At 35.2% G+C, this 26,179-nt stretch carries 26 protein-coding genes; 13 read left to right on the top strand and 13 right to left on the bottom strand.

The window, feature by feature from the left end; all coding sequences use genetic code 11:
• Positions 1 to 49: 49 nt before the first annotated feature.
• The gene (locus AAA453_RS02595) at positions 50 to 1,243 is read right to left on the bottom strand and encodes a CynX/NimT family MFS transporter (RefSeq protein ID WP_427706057.1); all 1,194 of its coding nucleotides are present in this window, start codon (positions 1,241 to 1,243) and stop codon (positions 50 to 52) included.
• An 84-nt stretch (positions 1,244 to 1,327) separates the two neighbouring features.
• Here AAA453_RS02595 and AAA453_RS02590 point away from each other — a divergent pair, with 84 nt between their 5' ends.
• The 4 genes from AAA453_RS02590 to AAA453_RS02575 all read left to right on the top strand — a co-directional run bounded on the left by AAA453_RS02590 (position 1,328) and on the right by AAA453_RS02575 (position 3,332).
• Positions 1,328 to 1,873, top strand: coding sequence for a helix-turn-helix domain-containing protein (locus AAA453_RS02590; RefSeq protein ID WP_427706055.1), 546 nt, complete (start codon positions 1,328 to 1,330; stop codon positions 1,871 to 1,873).
• A 236-nt stretch (positions 1,874 to 2,109) separates the two neighbouring features.
• Positions 2,110 to 2,310: a helix-turn-helix transcriptional regulator gene (locus AAA453_RS02585; RefSeq protein ID WP_069816558.1), complete on the top strand. Its 201-nt coding sequence runs from the start codon at positions 2,110 to 2,112 to the stop codon at positions 2,308 to 2,310.
• Positions 2,303 to 2,830, top strand: a complete 528-nt coding sequence (locus AAA453_RS02580; RefSeq protein WP_427706053.1) for a hypothetical protein — start codon at positions 2,303 to 2,305, stop codon at positions 2,828 to 2,830. Before AAA453_RS02585 ends, AAA453_RS02580 begins: the two co-directional genes overlap by 8 nt.
• Positions 2,820 to 3,332, top strand: a complete 513-nt coding sequence (locus AAA453_RS02575) for a hypothetical protein (protein WP_427706051.1) — start codon at positions 2,820 to 2,822, stop codon at positions 3,330 to 3,332. The genes AAA453_RS02580 and AAA453_RS02575 overlap by 11 nt, the downstream gene beginning before the upstream one ends.
• 49 nt (positions 3,333 to 3,381) lie before the next feature.
• Here AAA453_RS02575 and AAA453_RS02570 read toward each other — a convergent pair whose 3' ends face one another.
• The 4 genes from AAA453_RS02570 to AAA453_RS02555 form a co-directional block, all read right to left on the bottom strand.
• The gene (locus tag AAA453_RS02570; protein ID WP_427706049.1) at positions 3,382 to 3,795 is read right to left on the bottom strand and encodes a VOC family protein; all 414 of its coding nucleotides are present in this window, start codon (positions 3,793 to 3,795) and stop codon (positions 3,382 to 3,384) included.
• A gap of 153 nt (positions 3,796 to 3,948) precedes the next feature.
• On the bottom strand, positions 3,949 to 4,764 hold the full coding sequence (locus tag AAA453_RS02565) for a pyruvate, water dikinase regulatory protein (protein ID WP_427706047.1): 816 nt from the start codon (positions 4,762 to 4,764) through the stop codon (positions 3,949 to 3,951).
• Positions 4,757 to 7,390, bottom strand: coding sequence for a pyruvate, phosphate dikinase (gene ppdK, locus AAA453_RS02560; protein ID WP_427706045.1), 2,634 nt, complete (start codon positions 7,388 to 7,390; stop codon positions 4,757 to 4,759). Before ppdK ends, AAA453_RS02565 begins: the two co-directional genes overlap by 8 nt.
• A gap of 1,104 nt (positions 7,391 to 8,494) precedes the next feature.
• Complete coding sequence (locus AAA453_RS02555; RefSeq protein WP_069833091.1) at positions 8,495 to 9,574, bottom strand: CdaR family transcriptional regulator; 1,080 nt, start codon at positions 9,572 to 9,574, stop codon at positions 8,495 to 8,497.
• Positions 9,575 to 9,707: 133 nt separating this feature from the next.
• On the opposite strand from AAA453_RS02555, the gene AAA453_RS02550 reads away from it, so the two are divergent.
• From AAA453_RS02550 to larC, 6 genes are read left to right on the top strand one after another with little or no spacing between them, the layout of a single operon-like run.
• Positions 9,708 to 10,838, top strand: coding sequence for a glycerate kinase (locus AAA453_RS02550; protein WP_427706043.1), 1,131 nt, complete (start codon positions 9,708 to 9,710; stop codon positions 10,836 to 10,838).
• 23 nt (positions 10,839 to 10,861) lie between these two features.
• Positions 10,862 to 12,025: a 2-keto-3-deoxygluconate permease gene (locus AAA453_RS02545; RefSeq protein WP_427706041.1), complete on the top strand. Its 1,164-nt coding sequence runs from the start codon at positions 10,862 to 10,864 to the stop codon at positions 12,023 to 12,025.
• Between the two features lie 2 nt (positions 12,026 to 12,027).
• Positions 12,028 to 13,290, top strand: a complete 1,263-nt coding sequence (larA, locus tag AAA453_RS02540) for a nickel-dependent lactate racemase (protein ID WP_427706039.1) — start codon at positions 12,028 to 12,030, stop codon at positions 13,288 to 13,290.
• A 16-nt stretch (positions 13,291 to 13,306) separates the two neighbouring features.
• Positions 13,307 to 14,131, top strand: coding sequence for an ATP-dependent sacrificial sulfur transferase LarE (larE, locus tag AAA453_RS02535; RefSeq protein ID WP_427706037.1), 825 nt, complete (start codon positions 13,307 to 13,309; stop codon positions 14,129 to 14,131).
• Positions 14,132 to 14,152: 21 nt separating this feature from the next.
• Positions 14,153 to 14,911 (top strand): nickel pincer cofactor biosynthesis protein LarB, encoded by a 759-nt coding sequence (gene larB / locus AAA453_RS02530; protein ID WP_069816534.1) that lies wholly within the window; start codon positions 14,153 to 14,155, stop codon positions 14,909 to 14,911.
• A gap of 16 nt (positions 14,912 to 14,927) precedes the next feature.
• A complete protein-coding gene (larC, locus tag AAA453_RS02525; protein WP_069816532.1) occupies positions 14,928 to 16,106 on the top strand; it encodes a nickel pincer cofactor biosynthesis protein LarC in 1,179 nt (392 codons plus the stop codon).
• A gap of 149 nt (positions 16,107 to 16,255) precedes the next feature.
• Here the strand turns inward: larC and AAA453_RS02520 are convergent, their stop codons facing one another.
• Positions 16,256 to 17,245, bottom strand: coding sequence for a Gfo/Idh/MocA family protein (locus tag AAA453_RS02520; protein WP_427706035.1), 990 nt, complete (start codon positions 17,243 to 17,245; stop codon positions 16,256 to 16,258).
• Between the two features lie 245 nt (positions 17,246 to 17,490).
• On the opposite strand from AAA453_RS02520, the gene AAA453_RS02515 reads away from it, so the two are divergent.
• Together AAA453_RS02515 and AAA453_RS02510 are read left to right on the top strand one after the other, a co-directional pair.
• Positions 17,491 to 17,916, top strand: a complete 426-nt coding sequence (locus AAA453_RS02515) for a hypothetical protein (protein ID WP_069816528.1) — start codon at positions 17,491 to 17,493, stop codon at positions 17,914 to 17,916.
• A gap of 24 nt (positions 17,917 to 17,940) precedes the next feature.
• Positions 17,941 to 18,273, top strand: a complete 333-nt coding sequence (locus AAA453_RS02510) for a general stress protein (RefSeq protein ID WP_427706033.1) — start codon at positions 17,941 to 17,943, stop codon at positions 18,271 to 18,273.
• A gap of 83 nt (positions 18,274 to 18,356) precedes the next feature.
• Here the strand turns inward: AAA453_RS02510 and AAA453_RS02505 are convergent, their stop codons facing one another.
• The 6 genes from AAA453_RS02505 to AAA453_RS02480 form a co-directional block, all read right to left on the bottom strand.
• The gene (locus AAA453_RS02505; RefSeq protein WP_069816524.1) at positions 18,357 to 18,557 is read right to left on the bottom strand and encodes a hypothetical protein; all 201 of its coding nucleotides are present in this window, start codon (positions 18,555 to 18,557) and stop codon (positions 18,357 to 18,359) included.
• A 213-nt stretch (positions 18,558 to 18,770) separates the two neighbouring features.
• Positions 18,771 to 19,793, bottom strand: a complete 1,023-nt coding sequence (locus AAA453_RS02500) for a lipoate--protein ligase (RefSeq protein ID WP_427706031.1) — start codon at positions 19,791 to 19,793, stop codon at positions 18,771 to 18,773.
• Positions 19,794 to 19,802: 9 nt separating this feature from the next.
• Positions 19,803 to 20,687 carry an SIR2 family NAD-dependent protein deacylase gene (locus AAA453_RS02495; protein WP_069816520.1) on the bottom strand — a complete coding sequence of 295 codons (885 nt, stop codon included), beginning with the start codon at positions 20,685 to 20,687 and terminating at the stop codon, positions 19,803 to 19,805.
• Complete coding sequence (locus AAA453_RS02490) at positions 20,680 to 21,465, bottom strand: protein-ADP-ribose hydrolase (protein ID WP_427706029.1); 786 nt, start codon at positions 21,463 to 21,465, stop codon at positions 20,680 to 20,682. The genes AAA453_RS02495 and AAA453_RS02490 overlap by 8 nt, the downstream gene beginning before the upstream one ends.
• A gap of 3 nt (positions 21,466 to 21,468) precedes the next feature.
• Positions 21,469 to 21,801, bottom strand: coding sequence for a glycine cleavage system protein H (locus tag AAA453_RS02485; RefSeq protein ID WP_002506490.1), 333 nt, complete (start codon positions 21,799 to 21,801; stop codon positions 21,469 to 21,471).
• Positions 21,802 to 21,826: 25 nt separating this feature from the next.
• The gene (locus AAA453_RS02480; RefSeq protein ID WP_069816515.1) at positions 21,827 to 22,831 is read right to left on the bottom strand and encodes an LLM class flavin-dependent oxidoreductase; all 1,005 of its coding nucleotides are present in this window, start codon (positions 22,829 to 22,831) and stop codon (positions 21,827 to 21,829) included.
• A gap of 303 nt (positions 22,832 to 23,134) precedes the next feature.
• Between AAA453_RS02480 and AAA453_RS02475 the strand changes: the two genes are divergently transcribed.
• Positions 23,135 to 24,355: an NADH-dependent flavin oxidoreductase gene (locus AAA453_RS02475; RefSeq protein ID WP_427706027.1), complete on the top strand. Its 1,221-nt coding sequence runs from the start codon at positions 23,135 to 23,137 to the stop codon at positions 24,353 to 24,355.
• 154 nt (positions 24,356 to 24,509) lie between these two features.
• On the opposite strand, the gene AAA453_RS02470 is transcribed toward AAA453_RS02475, so the two are convergent.
• Positions 24,510 to 26,153, bottom strand: coding sequence for an alpha-keto acid decarboxylase family protein (locus AAA453_RS02470; RefSeq protein ID WP_069833082.1), 1,644 nt, complete (start codon positions 26,151 to 26,153; stop codon positions 24,510 to 24,512).
• Between the last annotated feature and the right edge of the window lie 26 nt (positions 26,154 to 26,179).

The raw sequence follows: 26,179 nt of genomic DNA, 5'->3' as shown, positions 1-26,179 counted from the left end.
TAAATATATTTCATTTAATTTATGAAATATATGCCACCTTATTTTCGAACTATTTATTTTTGATTGTGCTTGATTGTTCAATTGTACGGTTACGTCCCGCTTGTGAGCCGAACAATGTTATAACAATCGCAGTAATTAATAAAATACTTAGAGAAGCAGTCCATTCACCGGTCATATCATGCAAGATACCAAATAATAACGGACCTATTGCTGCAACAAGATAGCCTACTGCCTGAGCCATCCCAGAAAGCTTTGCTGATGTTTGAATATGCTCCGTTCTTAAACTAAAGAATGTATTCACTAAGCCAAACGCGAGACCACCCGCAACGCCAATTAAAATAGTAGAAATGATTGCTAGATGTGGCACAACTAGCATAATTGTCACACCCACAATAAAACATATCCCTGTAATAAAGGTTAATAAGAATTGCGATTTCATTTTAGTTGCAAATATAGGTGTAATGAAAGTAAATGGAATAATGGCTATCTGCATTATAGATAAATATGCGCCTGCCTCATTAATAGACATGCCACTATGAGATAAATAAGCTGGCAGCCAATTAATCAATGAATAGAATATAAGTGATTGTCCTCCCATGAGTATCGTAATTTGCCATGCTAATGGAGATTTCCACACATTTACACTTTTCCGAGGTAAAGCTGTTGCAGTTTCTTGTGTTCCTTTTAATTGAAATGACCATATAATGATTGTTATCAGTGTGATGATTCCTATAACACTGATAGCAATATTATAGTTAAATGCCTTTACTAAAGGCGCTGTTCCATATGAGGATAAGCCACCAAACACATTCATTACAACGGTATAGTAACCTGTCATAATACCGATATGTAGTGGGAATTTCGCCTTAATCATTGCTGGTGCCAGTACATTACCAAACCCGATACCAATACCTATCAGCACTGTTCCTATATATAACCATGAAATGTCCGTAATTGATCTGACAAGGACACCAATAAAGATTAAACAAAGTGCTAAGAAAATTGTTTTTTCTAATCCCATTTTATTACTTGTTCGAGCAGCAAATAATGAAATCACAGAGAATGCCAATAATGGCACAACTGTTATGACACTGACCGCACTATTAGACATCGCTAAATCCATCTTAATGTCAGGTAACGCAACACCAATAGATGTGATCGGCGCTCTTAAGTTAGCCCCTACCAATAAGATTCCTATAAATAATAACCAATTAAATGGTTTTGTGGTTCTATACTTTTCCATATTGTACCGCCTTGCTCACTTTATTTTAAAACAACACAATATATGGTACGATATGTACGTTATATTGTAAATAGGAGGATTCACTTGTATAATATTCAGAATATAGTAGCCAGAAATTTATCTGACTACCGAAAAAAACACAACCTCAGTTTAGATAAGGTTGCAACTGCAACTGGTGTGAGTAAAAACATGCTGAGCCAAATTGAAAAAGGCACTTCTAATCCAACGATTACAACGTTATGGAAAATCGCAAATGGGTTACATTTATCGTTGTCTCAATTAACCGCGATGAATAATGATAGCGTTGACTTTATTGATGAATCAGATATCATCCCTATCATCGATGAACAAATAGCTATTTATCCTTATTTTCCTTACGACGATAATAAAAAATTTGAAATGTTTAAAATGGAGATACAAGCAGGAGGCAAGATGCTTTCTGAACCTCACCATACTGAGTCTGAAGAATATATTATTGTTAACAAAGGCCAGTTAAAAATAGAAGTCGATACAACAATGTATACAATCAATAGTAATCAAGCCTTCCGCTTCAATAGTGACGTGCCTCATCGTTACTTTAATCTAACTGATGAACCTGTTGTATTTACCGCAACGATTCATTATCAATAAACCATTCACTTTAATCATCATAATATTATGAGCCATTAATCTCCTAGCAGAAATCTAATGGCTCATTTTGTATTCAAAATATTTTAGACTCGTGTTGATTCCTTAGGCGTTTCATCATAAAGATTTCATAATCTTAAATAACTTGAAGTGTCGTGTATATTTGACACATACTTTTATGTCAGATATATTGTACATGTAATATATATTTGACACTAAAGAAGGGTAGTAAATCTATTATGAATAAAGTTAAAAGCTTTCGTACTGCTAAAGATATTTCACAACTCACGCTTGCACGTTCAGTAGAAGTATCACGCCAAACCATTAATATGATTGAAAACGATAAATATAATCCCTCGCTTAATTTATGTATAAAGATTGCTAAAGCGTTAGGTGTCACCTTAAACGACTTGTTTTGGGAGGATGATAATAATGAATAACAAAGATAAAAGCCTCTATCAAAGCTTTGCAGGAACAATGAACGCTCCTGATGAATATCAAAGACATGAAATTGACAAATTGCTTGCTAAACTTTCAATTATTTCACTATACATATTCTTAGCTTTACTTTACTTATCTATATTTTTTGATATTGAGCGTTCGTTTATTTCACCTTTTAGTATAGGCGGTATCATATTTATAATTATATTGGCATGCAGAATGTCTATGAGTCATTTTGCAGCAGATGCTATTTCAATAGAAGTAACTGACAAAGAAACGTACCATCGAACATTAAAAAATTCACGTAACAAGAGAATTATATTTCTTATTGTAGCAATAACTTATATATTACTCGTTAACTCAGTCATTGCTCCAATGCTTGCAGGAAATGCATTAAATATGGAACGTCTAACTGACTTAAATACATTTTTCCCTGTAATCGTTATTGCAGTATTCACGATTGCTAAAGATTCACGTGTAAAACTTATTGATCAAAAGGAGACGTATGATGGAAAATAACAAGTTACTTCATTTAATTCCTAACTTCAGGTTTACTGATGAATATGAAAGACAACAATTACTTCATGAATATGCCAAATATTTCATGTGGTTATTTTGGGGCATCATGATTATTTCTATAGCAGATATATGGATAGAATTTTACTTACACCGTATACCTATCATAGGCATGTTAGGTTTTGCTTTAATTATGATACTATCTCTAATTATGACCATCGCTATTAGAAGCAAAAAAATAGATGAAGTAGAGGCTTATTCAGAGGAAGCATGGACAAAAGAAATGAAGAAAGTGCGTAATGGGAGTTATATTTTTGCTGTTATGATGTTCTTGATTGCAAACTTTAATCAATATATTCTACCCTTTATTATACATAGTGGTGTTCCTGAGAAATCCGATATGCTGATTAACCTATTCATTTCTATTGGATGTGGCATTATAGCTGGTTTATTTGTTTATACCCTTGGTCGTAGAAAGGTTACACGTGCTTATATGGATAAATAAAACTAAAGGACCACGTACTCATAATTGAGCACGTGGTTCTTTAGTTTTATTATGATGGAAATGTATAACTTAAATCCCAACCAATATCATATTTATCTACAAGTTTAGCGTACTTGGCACCCCAGAACATATCTGCTAGTTCCATCTGTACCTCTCCACCCTCTTTAAGACTGTTATAAGCATCTTCAATGTCCGATTCATTTTCAAATTCTAACACGATATAAACATTGCGATCTTGTAACATAGCCTCATCATCTTTAGGTATATCAGACAGCATAAATAATTGACCATCTACCTCTAGTTGACTATGAATAATTCTATTTGGATCATCTGCAACTGCCTCATTCGCTTCACCATAAGTCATCATTCCTTTAGCTGTTCCGCCTAATATTTCACTGTAAAAACCTAACGCCTCTTTACACGTGCCGTTAAAAAACAAGTAAGGTATTACTGTTTTGAGCATAGTGACACTCCTTATTAAAATTTTATATCACTTTAACTGTACCCATTCTCGCACATAACTAGTCGCCACTTTTTATAAACAGACACTGCCTTAGGTCTTAAATATTTCATGATCTTTGAAACACGATTATAAAATCTAGAATATTAGATATTATTACAAGAATTTTTCAATATAAAATGCAGATTCTTCAATAGATTTATATTCTGTATTAATCACCGTCGCGTTTAATTTTTCAAAAATTTCTTCCGCATATACGAGTTCTTGTCTGATACGTTCAATACTATTGTAATTTGTAGGTCCATGTAATCCTAAAACTTTTACACGTTCATTACGAATATTCAAAATGTAATTAGGACTAGCAGTTAGACCAAATACTTTCAACTTCTTATATTTAAAGACTTCATCTGGTATATCAACTTCTGGCACTAAAGGAATATTCGCTACTTTATAACCCTTATTCGCTAAATACATGCTCAAAGGTGTCTTTGATGTTCGAGAAACCCCAACGATGAGCGCATCTGCTTCGCCGATATCAGTAAAATGTTTACCATCATCGTATTTCACTGAGTATTCCATCGCTTCAATTCTTTTAAAATAGTTTTCATCCAATTTGCGTAAAGCGCCACTTTCATGACTAGGTGAACAATTCGTAAGTTGCTGAATAATCCCTATTAAATCTGACATATAGTCGACATAAGGTATTTGTTCATTTTGTGCATACTTTTGACCTACTATATTAAATTCTGGGTTCACTAACGTCGTAACGACGACTGCCCTACGTTCTTTTGCTCGTTTCAAAACATTGATTAATTCTGTTTCACTTTTAATAAATGGAAATTTCTTAATCTCTATTTGTGATACTTCTGGAAACTGAGTTAACGTGGCATGAATCATGCGTTGTGCAGTTTCACCAATTGAATCTGATACCACGAACAAAGTGAGTTGTGGTGTCTGTGTATCATTAAACACGTAATCGACCACCTTCAACTTCACTTTGTGCAGTAGAAAGCAATGCGCCTGGAACTCTATATGGAGAGCATGAGACATAATCGATATCTAAATTATTAAAGTATTGTATTGATTTATGGTCACCGCCAAGTTCACCACACACTCCAATCTTAAGTGTTGGATTTGCAGCTTTCGCTTGTTCCGTTGCTACTTTAACTAATTGTCCTACCCCTTCTACATCTAATGTTTGGAAAGGATCAATATCTAAGATGCCTTGTTCAGAATATGCACCAATAAATTTCCCAGCATCATCACGTGAAAAACCAAATGTTAACTGTGTTAAATCATTCGTACCAAAGCTAAAGAAATCACATTCTTTTGCTAAGTCTCCTGCAATTAGACAAGCACGCGGTGTTTCAATCATTGTACCTATGAGGTAATTTACAGATTCTCCCGCTTCTTGCTGTAATGATTCAATACGTTCAGTAATTTGTGTCTTTAATGTCGTAAATTCTGCAACTGTTGAAACAAGCGGTATCATGATTTCTGGTTGGCAATCAATACCTTGTGCTTTTAATCTTAATGCACTTTCCATAATCGCTTCTACTTGCATCACATAGAGTTCAGGGTAAGTAATAGCTAAACGACAACCTCTATGACCGAGCATTGGATTCACTTCGTTTAAATTTTCTATATATTGTTCTAATGTTTTTACTGATACATTTAATTGCCCAGCAACAGATGATTTTTCTTCCGTTGATTTTGGTAAAAATTCATGTAGTGGTGGATCCAACAAACGAATAATTGTCGGACGTTCTCCAGATAGTTTTAATATTTCTTCAAAATCTGCTGTTTGATATTGTTTAATTTCATTTAAAGCTGCGATACGTTTATCTTGTGTATCTGAGAGAATGAAACGGCGCATTTCAATGAGACGTTCAGGTCCAAAGAACATATGCTCTGTACGTACAAGCCCAATGCCTTTTGACCCAAATTGATAGCCAGCTTGAATATCTTGAGGTGTTTCCGCATTCATACGTACATCTAATCTTGCTACACCATCAGACCATTCCATAAACTGTTCGAAAGCCTCACTTCTTTCTGCTTTCATTGTTTCAACTTCTCCAACATAGATATCTCCTTGAGCGCCATCAACAGATATCATATCGCCTTCATGCAATGTGCCACCAGGATAATTTACAACTTTATCGACAACATTAATTTCTAAATCTGAGCAACCTGTAACACAGCATTTACCCATACCACGTGCAACAACTGCTGCATGAGAAGTCATTCCGCCATGCGTCGTTACAATTGCTTCACTTGCGACCATACCTTCAATGTCTTCAGGGGAGGTTTCAGGGCGCATTAAAATAACCCTTTCACCTTGTTCAAATTGCATTTTAGCTGTTTCTGCTGAAAAGACAATTTTTCCACTCGCTGCACCCGGACTGGCTGGCAATCCTAATTTAGAAATAACTGAAGCGTGTTCGAGTGCTGTTTTATCAAAATTTGGATGCAATAATTGATCAATCGATTTTACTTCGACATTCATCACAGCTTCTTCTTTTGTAATTACACCTTCTTCAACTAAATCTACTGCAATGTGAATTGCTGCATTTGCTGTACGTTTACCATTACGCGTTTGTAAAATATAGAGTTGTTCATTCTCAATCGTGAATTCTATATCTTGCATATCTTTATAATGTGTCTCTAAGCGTTGCGATACATCTACAAATTGTTGATGTACATGTGGCATTTGATCTTTTAACGATTCAATATCTTTAGGTGTACGTATACCGGCTACTACATCTTCACCTTGTGCATTTAATAAATATTCTCCAAATAATTTCGCTTCTCCAGTGACAGGATTACGTGTAAACGCAACACCTGTTCCACTGCGTTCGCCACTATTGCCAAATACCATTTCTTGAATATTAACTGCAGTACCTATATCATGTGGAATTTCATTTAATTCACGATAAACTCGAGCACGGTCGTTATCCCACGATTTGAACACTGCTTCAATTGCTTCTGTTAGTTGATCAAATGGTGCTTGTGGAAATGGTTTGTATACTTCATCTAAATATACACCTTTAAAATGTTCACAAATTTCTTGTAACCCTTCTGCTGGAATATCAGCATCATTTTGATAATCATGTTGCGTTTTATAAGCATTAAAATATGTATCAAATGCATTCATTGGTATGCCATATACAACCTCACCAAACATTTGTAACAATCTACGATAACAGTCATAAGCAAAACGAGCATCATTTGTTTTCGCTGCCAATTTTTTCACATTATCATCATTTAGCCCTAAGTTTAAAATTGTGTCCATCATACCGGGCATAGATATTTTTGCTCCACTACGTACTGAAACAAGTAATAATTGCTCCTCAGATGAAAATGATTTTTCTGTACGTTGAGAAAATGCTTCCAATTGACTATTTAATTGTTCTGATAATGCTTCAGGCACTTTAGAACCATGTTTCAAGTATTCAATACAAGCTTCAGTTGTAAGTGTGAAACCATCTGGAACAGGTAGCCCTAAGCGTTTCATTTCAGCTAAATTGGCCCCTTTGCCACCTAGTAAATCTTTCATTGATTTTTGACCTTCGTCAAATGCATAAATATATTTTGTCATACTAAATCACCCCTATTTTTAAATACGTTATACTAATTGTTATTGAGTATGTCATATTAAAACCCAAAAAACAACTATAATATTTGAAAATTTGGAAAATATATTTATTTTTTCTTTATTACAAATTCATCCAATTTAAACGCATGCTAGCTGCTTAAAACATAAAAAAAGCCCAAGCAATCATTATTAATGCATTGCTTGGAGCTTCTTATGTTCACCAGTTTATCGTCATATTTGAATGTAAGATATCATTTAATTTACTATGCAACTATGATGCTACAATATAAGGTACCCGCTTCATAGGTAGTTTTCATATCACCATCAATGAAATGTTATATTTCTATCAATCATAAAACGCACAGTTAATCTATTTAATATTTTCATTTGATATAAACTGGTTCTATTCATTGATAAATGTTAAAAGATTAAGTGAGTTAAATAGATAGATTTGTGCTATATAAACAATATAACATTTATAACTTGTGGCATTTACAATCATTCAAAATGACATGTTACAGAACAAAGGTCTGCTTTAAAGTAGGTGAATATTTAATATATAATCATTTGATAAAGTGATAAAGAGGTATACTTGCAATTGAATTATGTCGCGAGTAACAAAGGTGGAAATTATTAGTTTTGAATATGCTCAACTTTTAAGTTGAAAATAAGGTGCTACTTCCTCTGTAGTGTAATACTTATTTTATAACTTCGTGCTTTGCAAATACTTTTCTAAACAATAACTTTTATTTCGCTTACATCTTGTTCACGCTCCTTCATCTCGAAATACACCAATGACACATTGATGTGAGTTATTACTTAACAACTCAATAATGGCACCATTTCCAAACAAAATTTCAAACTGAAAACAAAACGTTTTGCATCTATAAAGATTTTCGTTATTTATTTTATAGAATTATTTAGCAATAACTTAATTTTATTATATTGTCGTTCGTGTAATTTGTAAAGTAGTTTTTAATAATTTTCTAAAAATTGAAGTTCTAATATTTTATACCCGTTACAATTTGAAAATTCAATCATGACAAATATCAAAATTCTAAATTTTATAATCATTTGTTTTTCAAATCACACCTATCTATTCTCGCTTTAACACCACATCGCAATTTGCAATTTCAATGCCTCAGAATACTTTTTAGGGTTCAAGCCTGTAACTGTTTTACATTTTTCTAATCTATACAACAGCGTATTTCTATGAATATATAAGTGCTTTGCTGTTTGAGAAATATTCAAATTGTTGTTAAAAAATATTTTCAATGTTGCAATACTTTGCTCATCTAAATCCCCTAATATTCTTTTTTTGAATCTTTCTCTAATTTCCCTGTCTATTTGATATAACAACGTTTTTTCTTCTACTTCTTCAAATGATACGAGTGGTGCTGATTGCTCATTTAACATAAATACAAGCTCACATTCTTCATACGCTTTTTTAAAATCGTTTAAATTTGTAAATATAAGGCTTGAGGTCATATGCACTTCCAATTGTAAGCTTTTAAACATTTGGTGAATTCTATTTATTTTCACATCTAATGCGCACTGTTCTTCATCAGTAGCAAGAATTACGATACGGTTATGATTTGTAAACGCAATGACAAAAGAACTAGGGTCAATCTTACTTGCTAATGTACGCACAATGCTGTTCCTAGAAAATATTTGTTTTTCTATATTGATGATAATGCATTTGCCAAATGTTAATAAATGCGTATTAAGCTGATTGCCCAAATGTTGAATAAAAGATTTAGACGGTTCACTTTTCAGCAATTCTTCAATAAATAACTCCTGACTACGTATATTTCCTTCTAATTCATATGTAAAATAATTTTGATATAGCAATAATTCCGTAGACATTTTCACTAAATCCGATACATGTGTAAGTTTTTCAGGATCACCTGTTATACCAATCACACCAACGATATTATCTTGAAAAATAATCGGTAAATTCACGCCTGGTTGTGTTCCTTCTAATGTCGCACTATCTTCCTTTGATAATATGACTGTCTCTTCTCGTTCTAACACTTTACGTGCGCCTTCATGAATTGTCCCTACACGTTTTTTATCAAATGAGGCTATGATTTCCCCGTTAAAATTCATGATATTAATATTACTCTGTGTTCTTTTAGCTGTTTCTTCTACAATTAATGTTGCCATTTCTTCTGTAAGTATATTCATAATTTCACCACTTATCATTTTTATACAAAATTATAGATTTATATTTGTATAGTTTAACTCTATTTTCAATAAAATAAAATCGATACAATGAAATAACAATCAAAAGAAAGCGTTTACAAAGGAGGAACCTCAAGTGAAAATCATTTTAGCACCAGATTCATTTAAAGGGAGTATGACAGCAACCCAAGTCTCAAAATATATGGCAGACAGCATTACAGAAGCATATCCACAAGCTGACATACACGCTTTACCCGTTGGTGATGGCGGTGAAGGTACGATGGAAGCACTAGTGAATGCCACTAACGGAAGCTTTCATACCGTTTCAGTAACAGGTCCTCTTGGAAATCATGTAACTGCGCAATATGGTGTACTCGATGATGACACATGCGTGATTGAAATGGCGGAAGCTTCTGGACTAAGACACTTAACTGACGATACTTTAAATGCAATGACAACAACGACTTATGGTACAGGTGAATTAATTTATAACGCCTTAAATAAAGGTTACAAAAAATTCATTTTAGCTATTGGCGGCTCTGCGACAAATGATGCTGGTGCTGGTATGTTGCAAGCATTAGGCGTCAGATTATTAGATGAAAATGGCGAAGCTATCGCCTTTGGAGGAGGTGCGTTGCAACATATTAAGCAAATAGACTTAACCCATTTTGACGCTAGAATTAAACAGTGTGAATTTATTATTGCGACGGATGTTCAAAATCCTTTAATAGGTCCTGATGGCGCTTCATATGTTTTTGGTGAACAAAAAGGTGCCACAGAAGATAATATTAAACAACTTGATGCCAATCTCACGCATTGGGCAAATCTTGTAGAAGCTAGTACGCATATTAGCCTTCATGATTTGCCAGGAGCTGGTGCAGCTGGCGGACTAGGTGGCGCCTTCAAAGCATTTTTACCTAGTCATTTTGAAGATGGTATTCAAGTAGTAATAAAACATACGCAATTAGAACAGCTTTTACCAAATGCAGATTTAGTTATTACTGGAGAAGGCAAAATTGATTTCCAAACTTTTTATGGTAAGACACCTATGGGCATCGCAAAATGTGCGAAACAATTTGATGTCCCTGTCATCTTTATTGGAGGTTCTGTTGAAATTGACATAGAACAATTTGATGAGGTAGGTGTAGTAAGTGCTTTTAGTTTAACCGATGGTCCTTTGTCACTAGCAGAAACAATAGCAAATTCGGAAAAATTAATAAAAAAAACAACGAAGAACATCATAAGAACATTTTTCCATAACCACTAGCATAATTAAGGGGATGTTTCGTTATGAGAATTAAAGATACGATTGAAAAAGTACCTGGTGGCTTGATGGTTGTTCCATTATTATTAGGCGCTGCAATCAACACGATTGATCAATTACATTTGAATTTTATTACGAATGGTTTAAAATTTTTAGGCGCTCCAAAGACTGAAGAAGGACATTATGAGATGTTGCAAATTGGGGGATTTTCTCAGGATTTATTTAAAGATAGCGCACTCGTGTTAATAGCACTATTTATCTTTTGTGTGGGAAGCCAAATGAACTTAAAAATTGGTGGCAAAGCATTGAAAAAAGGTATGATATTAACATCAACGAAATATTTTTCAGGTTTAGGCGTTGGTCTTTTACTTGGAGCTATTTTCGATCCATGGACAGGGTTATTTGGTTTATCTACAATCGCAATTATTGCAGCAATGACCAATAGTAACAGCGGTATGTATGCTGCTCTAACAAGTGCCTATGGCAACCGCTCTGATATTGGTGGTTTATCTATATTAGCTATCAATGATGGCCCTTTACTTACATTAATTTCTTTAGGCTTTATCGGTACAAATTTTCCAGTCATTTCTTTCGTTTCTGTGTTATTACCACTCGCAATAGGCATGCTCTTAGGTAACTTAGATCCTAAAATCGCAGAATTTTTACGACCGGGAGAATCATTACTCATTCCTTTCTTCGCCTTTTCATTAGGAGCAGGAATGAATTTAGCCGAATTCTTTAATTTCTCAGTATTATCTGGTGGCCTCACATTAGCATTGCTTACATTTGTCTGTACTACTGTGACTGGCGTCATTGCTTTCAAACTCTTTAAAGAAAAAAGTGTCATAGGCCCTATTTCAGAATCTTCTACTGCAGGTAACGCCGTTTCCACACCTGCTGCGGTTGTCGCAGCTGCCTCAACTGCTTTAGCTAGTGGTAATTTGAGTCAAAGTGAATTTGCTATGATAGAAAAAGTAGCACCTATCGCGACAGCTCAAATTTCAGTTTCTGCTATTACTACGGCGATTTTATGTCCAATTGCTGTTATCATGGTAGATAAATACCAGAAGCGCAAAGGCATTGATGGCACCCAAGAACATTTCAAAACCAATCACAAAGCATTTTCTAAGGTAAAACAAGTCACAAATACGGCCGATTATGAAAGCGCTTTAAATAAGAAGGAGGACTAACTTTGAAAACTACGATTTTATACGGCAAATCAAACGTTGAAGTTGACTTGCCAGAACAAAGTGTATTAATTGAACCCAAAAACATTGAGCCACTCGAAGACCATGTAACTGCGATACGCACAGCATTAAATAATCCAATTGGCTCCGAACCATTGCAAGACATGGTGAGTGCTGACCAAACTGTATCTATTGTTATTAGTGACATCACACGACCAACACCTAATCACATTCTTGTACCATTACTAATAGAAACATTAGCCCACGTACCTTTAGAAAATTTTGTAATTATCAATGGTACAGGTACACATCGCGATCAAACACGAGAAGAACTTGTACAAATGCTTGGTGAAGACATAGTAAGCAAAGTGAAAATTGTACATAATCATTGTAATGATAAGGATACACTTAAAAAAGTAGGCCATAGTCAATATGGTTGTGATGTCTACCTGAACAAAGATTATGTTGAATCTGACTTTAAAATTGTCACCGGTTTTATCGAGCCTCACTTCTTCGCTGGCTTCTCTGGTGGTCCTAAAGGGATTATGCCTGGCATTGCTGGCATAGAAACAATTATGACATTTCATAACGCTAAAATGATTGGCGATATACGTTCAACTTGGGGCAATATGCAAGATAATCCTGTGCAAAATATGACCCGGGAAATCAATGCAATGTGCAAACCAGACTTTATGCTCAACGTCACGTTGAATAAAGAAAAAGCGATTACCGAAGTATTCGCTGGTGAATTATACGAAGCACATGATAAAGGATGTGAATATGCAAAAGCACATGCGATGTTCAAGTGTGATGAGCGTTTTGATGTCGTGATTGCTTCTAACTCAGGCTATCCTTTAGATCAAAACTTATATCAAACAGTTAAAGGCATGAGTGCAGCACATAAAGTAGTTAAAGAAGGTGGCAGCATTATCATGTTATCTGAATGTAGCGATGGCTATCCTAATCATGGCAATTATGCAGAGATACTAAAAATGGCTGACTCCCCTCAAGGGCTTGTCGACATGATCAGTGACCCTAACTTCGCGATGCTTGACCAATGGCAAGTACAAAAACAGGCTGTGATTCAAACTTTCGCTGATGTTTATTTATATTCTAAACTCAGTGACCAACAAACCCAAGATGCCATGTTGCATCCGGTGCATAATATTAATGAGACACTTAAAGCATTAGAAGATAAATATGGAAAAGATATGACGATAGGTGTTATGCCACTCGGTCCACTTACTATCCCATACGTAGAATCATAATTTAGGAGGAATCATTATGTTAACTGAAGTATTAACTAAAGAACAACAATTAGAACGTGTATTAAAAAATATGAATCGTGTAATCGTCGCTTTTTCAGGAGGTGTAGATAGTAGCTTTGTATTAAAGAAAGCTATCGATGTACTCGGCACTGACAATGTAAAAGCAGTTATTGTAAAATCCGAATTATTTAGAAATGAAGAATTTGACCAAGCCCTTCGTTTAGCTGAATCACTAAATGCCAATGTGATAGAAACTGAAATTGAAGAATTAAAAGATCCAAATATAGTTGAAAACACACCAAGCAGTTGGTATTACAGTAAACGCTTATTATATTCAAAACTTGAAGACTTAAGAGTAAACTACAATTTCGACTATGTTCTCGATGGCATGATTATGGATGATTTAGATGACTTCAGACCTGGGCTCAAAGCAAGAACTGAATTCGGTGTTAGAAGTGTGCTACAAGAAGTTGAATTGTATAAATCTGAAATTAGAGAACTAAGTAAATCCAATGATCTACCTGTATGGAATAAGCCTGCATTATGTAGCTTGGCATCTCGAATTCCTTATGGTGAACCTTTAAATTTCACAAAGGTTAACAAAGTAAATGAAGCTGAAAAATTCATTTTAAGCTTAAACATTAATCATGTCAGAGTACGCTATCATAATAATATCGCAAGAATAGAAGTAGACGACACAGCTATCCCTGCAGTGCTTCAATATAAAAATCAAATCACACTTCGCTTGAAAGAACTTGGTTTTGATTATGTAACTATTGATTTAGAGGGCTATCGTACAGGCAGCATGAATGAAGTCATCAATACACAAGATGAGATTTAACAAAATAAAGGTGGCATAACTATGACTGAAAACCAAGACCCAATAGAGTCATTACTTCTAGCGGTAAAAGAGAATGCGCTTTCCATTACAGAAGCAAAAGATAAATTGAGTCATTATGATGAATTAGGTTTTGCAAAAATTGATTTACACAGAACAAAACGACAAGGCTTTCCAGAAGTTATATTTGGGGAAGGAAAAACTGTAACGCAATTAGACGAAATCGTACACACATTAATAAAGCATGATGAAGTCATTTTAATTACTAGAATTGATCAAATTAAAGCAGATGATATCATCGCTAAATATCCACAACTTGAATACCATGAGACAGCACGTATCGTTTGTACACCTGTTAATAAAATTAATAAAACGGAACATTTTGCAGCGATTATTTGCGCCGGTACGTCTGATCTACCAGTAGCCGAAGAAGCGGCTATTACAGCTGAAGTTATGGGTATTTCAGTACAACGTTTTTATGACGTAGGTGTTTCAGGCATCCATCGTCTTTTTGCACATATCGAAACAATTCGTCAAAGTAAGGTGTCCGTAGTTATCGCTGGTATGGAGGGCGCGCTATCTAGTGTTGTTGCCGGTTTAGTTGATCACCCAGTCTTTTCAATACCTACGAGCGTTGGTTACGGCGCCAATTTAGATGGCGTTACCACACTATTATCTATGGTTAATTCTTGTGCACCTGGTACGAGTGTGCTCAACATTGATAATGGATTTGGCGGTGGCTATAATGCCGCAATGATTATAAAAATGATTGAAAATGCTTAGAACGGAGTGAAACATTATGTCCAAAGCGATTTATCTTGATTGTCACGCTGGTATTGCTGGAGATATGTTATTGTCTTCACTTGTAGATTTAGGTGCGGATGTCACCTTTATTGAATCACAATTAAAAACATTACCGCTCAATCATTTCAAACTCGACTTCTCAACTCAAAACAAACAAGGCATTCAAGCCATGTCACTTAACATTGATTTCGAAGAAGCGCACCATCATAGAAAAGCATCAGATATCTTTAAGATGATCAAAGAGAGTAGCTTGCCAAGCAGAGTAAAGGATCGAAGCCTCAGGGTATTTGACGTGATCGCACACGCAGAAGCTAAAATTCACGGTATGTCTGTTGAAGATGTTCACTTTCATGAAGTTGGTGCTATGGACTCTATCATTGATATTATTGGCGGATGTCTTGCACTAGAAGATTTAGCTATAGATGAACTCTATGCCTCGCCTATTCCAACTGGTAACGGGAAAATCAATATCGCACACGGTGTCTATCCAGTGCCTGCCCCAGCTACTGCTGAAATACTCAAAGGCATCCCGCTTGCTTCATTTGATGTTAACAGTGAATTGACAACACCGACTGGCGCTGGTTTTATTAAAGCATTGGTTTCGGAAATCGGCCCTTTACCTGCAGTAACCATGGAGCAAATCGGTTATGGTTGTGGCACAAAAGATTTCGATTTTCCCAATGTTTTACGAACAATTCAATATACAGTAAAAGAAAACACGCCGACACAAGTCCAAGTGATAGTGTGCCAGATTGATGATATGACACCAGAGATGCTTGGTTTCTTTATAGAACAAGTACTGGATGACGGTGCGTTAGATGCTTACTTTACTCCAATTACGATGAAGAAAAGTAGGCCCGCCACACAACTTACAGTGATTAGTAAAATTGACGACGCACAATACTTTGAAGACTATATACTTAAAAATACAACCTCTTTAGGTGTAAGAAGTTATGCAGTCAATCGCAAAATTCTCCATCGCCAGTTTCAAACAATTCACACAAAGTATGGTGCTATATTAGTGAAAATAGGCATGATGCATAATAAAATTATCAAAGCGAAACCAGAATTTGAAGATGTAAAAAATGCAGCAATTCAATCTGGCAAGTCTTTCTCAACTGTTTACAATGAAATACAGCATGAAGTTTATAACCACATTAAAATAGACGAATAAAATAACCTAGCACGAGCCAAAGACTACAGGCTGAGGCTGTGCCCGCGGAAAGCGTGCACAAAAGACTGCTTCAAAATTAAAAACTCAAGAGACAGCATAAAATCCAGCACTCACACTTAAGTGAAGTACTGGATTTTTTATTGCTTAAATTATTTTAGAGAAGGACCTACTTTAATATTTGCACTATCTAATGCAAGTTCAAGTACTTCAACAACTTGAATACTATGTTCTAATTTTTCTTCTGCTAAATCGAAGTTTTTATCATTAATAATCTGAACCATCTTCACAAATTCTTCGTACATACGATGTTTTTGTTGATTAACTTGATATGATTGCGTACCACCTTGGTTAAATGTTAGATCAAACGCTTTTAGTTCATTTGTTGGACCTTTAATATGAATTGTTGCATTTTCACCTTGTATGTACGACTGATTGTCAGAACTAGAGTCTTTTGCACCAATACAAACAACTTTCATTTCATCATAATCAAGATTTAAGATACCAGATGTATCAATATCGTTTTTAACGTTAGCAAAATAAGCAACACCTTTAGGCATACCGAAGAGCCCAACTGCTAAATGGATATTGTATACATTGATATCCATGAGTGCGCCTCCACCCTTCTCAGGATCGAAAGCAGGTTGAATGATGCCTTTTTTGAAATTATCATATCTTGAAGAGTACTGTGAATAATTAAATTGGGCTATTTTACAAGTCCCTATTTCACTCACAGATTGTTTCAATACATCATAATTACTCAAATAAAGGTTAGTAATAGCTTCGATAATAATAACGTTATGCGCTTCAGCCAATGCTTTTAATGTTGTTAATTCTTCTTTAGTTAAAGTAAATGGTTTTTCACATATTACATGCTTCTGTTGCTCAATTGCTTTGCGTGCATAATCAAAGTGCAGATGATTTGGTACAGCTAAATAAATCGTATCCATATCTTCATCTTGAAGAAACTGATTATAGTCTGTAAAAATTGTTTTAATATTAAATTGTTTTTGTAAACTTTCTACATTTTCTGGATTTCTTCCTGTTGAAACAATGCTATGAAACTCAATGTCTGAAATTTCTTCCATCACTGGTAATGCTTCTTTGACAATCTTGCCCGCCCCTACGATACCTAATTTCATGTTTGTCTCTCCTTCTCACTTAATCTAAATGATGATGTATTATCACTTGGTGCAATATTAAATTATTGATAGCTATTTTAAAATCCATTCAATATACCATTATATTTGAATTCATCATGCAATTCAAAAACTACAGCCTTGATACAATTCGTATTTTGTTTTGAAAATCTCACTAGTGGTATACAATTAGTATAAAGGTATAACATAAAATCATTTTATATTCTTTAAATAAAGGAGGCATTTTTGTGTCCATATTTTATTTTTTAATATTTATAGTAATCGTTTTAATTATCTATTTCATTTTCCGAAAAAATTATAAAAAGGAAGCTGCAGTTAATAAAAGAAAACGTAAACGCGAAAAAAGAGTAGAAAACTATATTAACGAAGCTTTTCAAATAGAAAATTTAGAAGATGTTAAAGAAAGTAAAACAACAATTGCTTTGGTTTATCCTAAAGAAACATTAGATGTTGAACCTGAACAAGTCGTACAAGTAGAAAATCAAAGTGAAGAAAAAGTCGTGACAGAATTTGAAATGCCTGAAGGTATTAAAAGAGAAGAACTATATGACTTTTCTCTTAAACACACTAAATTTTATATCGCACATGATCGTTATGAACGTCTTAAAACGGTCGATGAAAATGAAAAAACAAATAGTGGCATTATAAAATAATTCAATTATTAAAGGAGTATGTATATGACACCAATTGTTAAAGCTTATTCAAATGACGAAGATATTGAAATTAATATCAACACATTGAAAGATCAAAAAATTAATGCAAAAGACATTTATGTTCTATCTCATGATGCCGATCATACAGCACGTATCGTGAAAAATACAGAAGTCTCTGGCATTGATTACAATCGTTCCAATGTTGGCGAAAAAGAACCAAAACAAGGTGATCAACTAAGAGATAAGTTACAAATTCTTGGCGTTTCTGAAAGTGATGCACAAGATTACGAAGAACTTATGGATCAGGGTAATGTACTACTCATTGTTACAGATCAACGCGCAGCAAACGTACTCTAAATTTAAATTAATTAGCTAAATCAATGTACCCCGCATTCTTTTAATTAGGATGCGGGGTACATTATATCTTTTATACATATTGATTATAATTGATTAAAGTTATTTTCTTGGAGATCTGTAATTTTAGCAATTTCTACTTTTTGGTCTTTAGGCTCCAATACATGTAAATACTGTGCATCGTCGTTATCTTCAATTTTCTTTACAGTAATGCGGTCATGTTCTATAGTTTCGATAATTATTTCTGAATGCTTATCTAGCGCTTCTTTAATATGTTGCTTATCCATGCTACAACCTCCTTAAGTAAAAGCTAATTGTATTTCGAATCTCTTCATCTTTTACCCTTAAGCTATTTTTCAAATCAAAGAAAACATAATAAACTGCTTTTCCTTTTTAATACATTCATTTGTAAAATCAGTAAATGGCATGATGACCAACTTGTATATAATAATTAAAGCTGAGACATGTATTTATGTCCCAGCCTTGATAATCAATGTTCATTAACTTAATATTACATCTACTAATTCTTCTGCAGTGGCTTTACCGAAATAATATGTAATGTCTATTTCACTTAAAGCTTTTAACAAATCCTCTTTGACTACACGTACGTCTTTGAGTTGTTCTTCAACATCTTTAATGTCGCCTTGACCAAAGAAATCTCCATAAATACGACATGCTGAAATACGTCCTTTTTCTACAGAAAGAGAGATATCAATCGTGCCTGCCGCTAATCTCGCGTCTCTATTATATTCATAGCGTGGAGAACCACCAAAATTCCATTCCCAATTTTTATATTTTGAGGCTAGCATTTCATCAACGGCTTCCCAATCAGCATCAGTTAATTCATAACGCTTTGCGTCATTCATATCATCAATGCCTAAAATCTCTTTAACCATCAAATCTTTAAATTCATGGATCGTTACATTTTGATATTCTGGTGCCAAATATTCACGAATATTGCCTACACGTGATCTTACAGATTTAATACCTTTAGATTCTATCTTTTTACGATTCGGCTTCAATACTTTAACCATAGGTTCATAATCTACATCCAATAATAAAGAATAGCCACCATAGATACGTCCCTTAATCAAAGTCATTGCCGCCCCAGATACTTTTTTATCGTGAATGGCTAAATCATTACGTCCACTTTGCACAACTTCTGTTGCACCCAGTTGATGTAAAGCCTGTATACCTGGTTCGTAAAAGCGTTTGAAATTACCATAAATTGTATCGTCTTTTTCTAAAATACAACACATATTCACTGCACCACTGTCTACATAAACTGCGCCACCACCTGTATCACGACGAACGACTTGAATACCATGTTCGTCTAAATAATCTTGGTTAATTTCTACCGCAGTATTTTGAAAACGACCTATCTCCACTTTTGGATCACAGATATACGGAAATAAGATATCCTCATTTAAAAATATATTTTGGCTAACGTGAATTTGCATCGCTAATGCAACTGCACCATCTGTTATATATTCGCCATTGCGAATAGGTTCAATTAAATACATATTGTTCTCCTATATAGTTAATTTTTTGTTGGCTTCTATCATGAGTGTTGAAATATCTTCAGTTAGATGTATTGTTCTATCTCGAATATTCTCTGGAATACGATATGCTTTCTTATTCATTGTCATAAATAAGGCATTTGGATTATGTCGTGTCATGCGTTGAAAAGGTTGTTTCACATATTGTGGTGTCGTATAACCGATACCTATTTCTAGATATAATACTTTATCTTCTTTATGTGCCTCAAGGAACTGATTGTAGCGAGATAACTGCGCATGAAAATCTGCATCCTCTACCATACCAACCTGTGCTTTTCGCTTATTAATTTCCATCGGCGCATCACATTTAGGGCAATGCGGCAAGAGTTCTCGTGGCACTTCCATATGCTCTTGTTCTGCAATCATTTGACGTATTGCAGCATCATCACGATAAGTCTGCGCATGACAATGTTGACTACATTGCCACAAGATGTACTCTCCTTGAATATGAAAAACTTTATCCAAATCAAAATCTGCCACTGCAAATGCATTATCTGCATTCGTCGTGATGATATGATAATCTTTATGACTTAAAATTTGATTAAGCGCAGTATAAGATGCGCCTACAGGTTGGTCTAAATAATTCAGCGCAACAAATCGACTTTGAAATGCCCAATACTCCTGCCAACTTTCGAATGTATGAAGACTTGCTTGTAACATATCAAAGAAACCGTATTTTTTAATAAAATCTGGGAAATTTTGTGTGAAACGCTCACCTATATACGTAAACCCGTCTGATGCTGACATACCGGCGCCTATCCCAACTACAACTGCTTCCGCTTCATTTAAAGCATCTGCTAATATATCGGATTGTCGATCATAATTTGTAGTTAAGACATCCCAAGTTGATTCAGTCATAATGTTTCAGTCCTTCCTTATACAATGCAGCATCTTTATCTGTAAATACATTGAAAATCACACTTATATCAGAATGATGTTCTTGTTTATAATGCATTACAGTCGAAATTGCTATCTGTGTTGCCTCATCTTGAGGGAAACCAAATACGCCTGTTGAAATACAACAAAAAGCAATACTTGATAAGTTTTGCTGATCCGCAAGTTCGAGACAACTTCGATACGAGCGCGCAAGTAAATCACGGTTCATTTGTGACACCGGTGTCTTACGAATTTGTGGTCCCACTGTATGAATGACATATTGAGCAGGCAAGTTATAACCAGGGGTGATTTTTGCTTTACCAACACCTTCACGTCTACCTTGTTTATCTATTAAATCTGCACAAGCTAAACGTAACTGGACGCCTGCTTTAGTATGGATGATATTATCGATACAGTTATGATTCGGCTCAAAACAGCCTAACAGCTTACTGTTAGCCGCATTTACAATGGCGTCTACCTCAAGCTGCGTGATATCACCTTGCCATAAATATATATCGTCATTGAGATATGGGGTTAATGATGTTAGAGACGTAACTTGTTGCGCATTGTAATTTTTTAAAAATACATCCTGCATCTCAATAAAATCTGCTGCAATCGGTGTTGCTGGCCTTACATTTACTAACCTTCGAAACATTTCGAAACGTTCTGCTTCCGTATCAGGTAAGTCTGCAATGGCACCGTCATGTGTCTCTTGCCACAAATACTCAATCAAATACGCCAAACGTTCTGTTTGTTGCATATTTTATGCCTCAGGAAGTGCATTAAATGCTGCTTCGTCAACATTTTCTAATTTAACCAACCAATTTTCTTCAGCTTTTTCAGAATTTAAAAGTGTTGGTTCATCTTCAGCTTTTGTATTACGTGCAACAATTTTACCTGCTAATGGTGATTGAACGTCTAATACTGTTTTAGAAGCTTCAATACTAACGATTTCGTCGTCCACTTTAATATCGTCTCCACCCATAAATTCAACATAACCTACTGTTCCTACATCATCTTGTAATTCAGGTGTCATACTGTATACATACTGTTCTCCAACTTTTTCTACCCATAAATAATTCGCTAATTTTTTCATAAAATATCTTCCTTTCTCCAACTTGTTATAAATATATTTGCGCGAGTAATTCGATTGTACGACAGCGTTGCGCTATGTCTGGAATCAAGGGTACAACCATCACTTCGTCAGCATTAAATGTTTGAATCATTGTGTCTATTTGTTTTTTTGCACTTTCTTTTGTACCTACAATTATACGAGCACGGCTTTGAGTAATCAAACGTTCATCTCTTTCAGAACGTTGATACAATCTTGCAGTTTCGATAGAAGGCAGGTGCTCAAATTCGGCAAATTGTTGTTTACCTAATAGCCATACGTCTAACGCTTGTGCCAGTGCTTCGGCTTCTGATGCTGTATCAGCAACTGCAACAAATGTAGTGAGCATAACAGTAGGCTTCATATTTAATGCCGTAGGTTTAAAGGCTTCTCTATAAGCTTGCACACTACTTTCAGCTTTTTTAATTGCTTTTTCATTAGGTAATAAAAAAGTCCCTAGTGTGTAGCCTATGCCTTGACGTCCTGCCATTTGTGCTGATGATACACTCGTACTTAACAGCCACATTTGAGGCATCGTCGTCACACGAGGTTGTGCGAATACTTGTTTAAAACGTTGCTCTGGTTCATGCTCCGTTAGATAGTGTCGCACATCCGTAATAGACTGCTCGTAGTCTAAGAAATGTGTTTTCGTTTCATTCATAGCTTGTTTTACACTGGGTGTACCAGAATTATTACCGATACCTAAGTCTACACGGCCTGGGTAAAATGCTTCTAATAATCGAAAATTTTCTGCCACTTTAAACGGGCTGTAATGCGGTAACATTACTCCACCTGAACCGAGTCGAATTTGCTTCGTCTTTGCCAGTAATTGCATCATCAATAATTCTGGGCTGCTACATGCAAATGCTGGTACATTATGATGTTCCGTCATCCAAAAGCGCTTATAACCAAGATTGTCTGCTAATTGTGCTAAGCGTACTGTGTCTTGTAAGGCATCTTGTGCTGACTTGCCTTCATCTATCACAGCATAGTCTAAAATATTCAATTGAACCACGTGTGTGACCACCTCCACCGGTACTGACCTTATATACTTTATTTGGGCTTATCATGTAAGCACTTTCGCTTGAGTGTATATCGTAACTCCGTTATGCTAAATTCCATGTACAAAGCTTTGCACACGTTACTGCAAAACATGTTCCCCATTTTAAATTACCCTCACTCTCTAGGATAACTGATATAGAAAATTTTTGTTACATTTTGCTTGAAAAAATCACCATAATTTTTATTTAATTGACCACTATATCCTATTAGTGTTAATTTGAAATTACATATTACAACGAAGATAGAGGTTATAGTTATGAAAACTCATTATCAAGCATTATTCGAACCATTAACATTACCCAATGGCGTCGTCTTCAATAACCGTTTTGTGCTATCACCTATGACTACGAATTCCTCAACACAAGACGGTCATATTACCGAGCAAGACCTACTTTATGCACAACGTCGGGCACACGCTGCGCCCCTACAAGTAACAGGTGCAGCCTATATTGAACCTTATGGTCAATTATTTGAATATGGTTTTAGCATCACTGATGACAGTTGTATACCTGGTTTGAAAAAATTAGCAACTGCAATGAAAAAAAATGGCAATAAAGCCATTTTACAACTGACACATGCAGGCCGATTTTCAAATCAAGCCATCTTAAATTATGGACAAGTTTATGGCCCAAGCCCTATGTCTTTAAATGTCCCTATTCAACATGACGTTCTAGCTATGTCTGTAGATAAAATTACCTCTGTAACGCGTCAATATGCCGAGGCAACTTCTCGTGCTATACAAGCTGGCTTTGATGGTGTAGAAGTTTCAGCTGCCCAACGCTTACTTATACAAACATTTTTCTCTACTTTTTCTAACCAACGAACAGATCAATATGGAAATCAAAATTTGGAAAATCGTGCACGTATCGGGTTGGAAATACTAGCTGCTGTACAAGATGTCATTGATAAAGAAGCACCACCACAATTTATTTTAGGCTATCGCGCTACACCTGAGGAAACACGAGGTAGTGATGTCGGTTATACAATAGACGAATTCAACGAACATCTAGAGTGGGTATTAGATACAGCGAATGTGCAATATTTAGCAATCGCAAGTTGGGGACGTCAAATTTATCAAAATAAAGTCCGTTCTGACGGCAAGCACACAGGACAATATGTCAATGCTGTCGTCCATGATTACCTTGATGGTAGAATTCCTGTCATTGCTAGTGGTGGTATTAATTCACCTGAAAGTGCGCTCGATGCCTTACAACATGCAGATATGGTAGGGATGTCGTCTCCATTTGTGACAGAGCCAGATTTTGTCTTAAAATTACAAGAAGATCGTCCAGAGGATATTGATTTACATGTAACAATCGACGATATTGATGAACTCGCGATTCCATACGCAGCTTTTAAAGATATCGTTAAAATGATGGACTACGGCGAAGGGTTAAAAAAAGAAACCCGTGACGAGTTACGTAAGCTTGAAACAAACTATGATCAAGTAGATTATAAAGCAATAGAAAAAGATTAATTTAAAATACTGACAAACTGAGCAGATAAAACAGCTTTGTTTGTCTTTTTTATATCACGTGATTGCTTTGTAAAAATGAATTAATATCTCAAAATATGTAAAAAGCATTGGACCGTATCATGTCCAATGCTTTCTTGTTAGGTTTTATGTGAATTTAACCATTTTGTTTGGCAAATGCTTGGCCAATTGCATTTAATTTATGTGGTGCATCATGTACTGCCATCTTCACTTCAACTAGGTGCATCATGTCTGGTTGTGCCTCTATTTCGAAGAATGTATTTTGTAGTGTCTCACTTGTTGTCACATCGTGTACGATGACTTCATCTTTCCCACCGAAGACTGTTGGTAATAATTTATAATCCCACATTTTAATATCATTGTATGGCTCATTTTCTCCGTGAATTTTACGTTCAACTGTATAACCATCATTATTAATAACAAAAATAATCGGTTTGATTTGCGCTCTGATCATCGAAGACATTTCTTGTACTGTTAATTGTAGAGATCCATCTCCAATTAACAATAAATTTCTGCGCTGTGTATTTGCCATTTGTGTGCCCAGTGTCGCTGGTAGTGTATAGCCGATTGAACCCCATAAAGGCTGTCCTATAAATGTATTGTTACTATATAACGCTAAATCATAAGCACCAAAGAATGATGTGCCTTGTTCAGCTAATATCACGTCATCTTGCTTAATAAAATCTTGCATCATTTTAAAATAAGTTGCTTGAGATAAAGGATCTCCATTCAAATCGTATTGGTTTTCCTCAGGACGTTGAAATTGAGGGAACGTTGTGTCATTAACGTAATTAATTGTATTTAAGCCATCCAATAAATCGATCAGTGCGACTCCCATATCTTTCGTTTCATTCATTTTGAAATGACGATGATTAATCATAACGACATCATCAATATCAAATTGATATGAATATCCTGCAGTTGCTGAATCTGTTAATTTCGCTCCAATATTCAAAATTGCATCACTTTGATCCACGTAATTTCTAATATCTTCTTCTGCTAATGAGCCATCATAAATACCCATGTAATATGGATTTTCCTCATTAAAAGCACCTTTGCCTAGTGATAGTTGTGCTACAGGAATATGCGTTTGATTCACAAATTGCTCAAGCTTTTCATGTAAATCAAAACTATTAATCTCGTGGCCGGTAATTATGACTGGTTTATCTGCACTTTGTAACTTTTCTTTAATCATGTTCACATACTTAGCAACATCCATCTCCTGATGTTGCGGCAATTCAAACGGTTGGTCTACTTCAATTTCTACGCTTGCTACGTCAATTGGTAAATGTATATGCACTGGACGTTTTTCAGTTAGTGCTGCTTCAATTACTCTAGGTATTTCTACTAGGGCATTTTCAGGCGTAAGATACGCTTGTGTCGTTGTAATCGGCTCATACATTTTTCTATAGTCATCAAAATTCCCTTCTCCTAAGGAATGATGGACATATTTCCCTGCATTTTCTACTGCTCTTGTAGGCGCACCGGTAATTTGAATAACCGGAACACGTTCAGCATATGCGCCAGCAATACCGTTAACAGCACTGAGTTCTCCTACACCAAATGTTGTTACCATTGCGCTCATCCCTTTTAAGCGCGCATAGCCATCAGCCGCATAACTAGCATTTAATTCATTTGTGTTACCAACCCACTCTATGTCATCACGACGAATAATATCATCTAGAAAAGTAAGGTTAAAGTCACCTGGCACACCAAACACTTTATCAACGCCAACAGCACTGATACAGTCCATTAAATATTGTCCTATACGTTTTTTCATTCATCATTTCCCCTTTTTTATCCATC

The sequence above is a fragment of the Staphylococcus parequorum genome (genome assembly GCF_039237145.1).
Classification (GTDB): domain Bacteria; phylum Bacillota; class Bacilli; order Staphylococcales; family Staphylococcaceae; genus Staphylococcus; species Staphylococcus equorum_A.
Note: the sequence above shows the minus strand (reverse complement) of the source record. Positions and strands in the feature narration are given on the sequence as shown.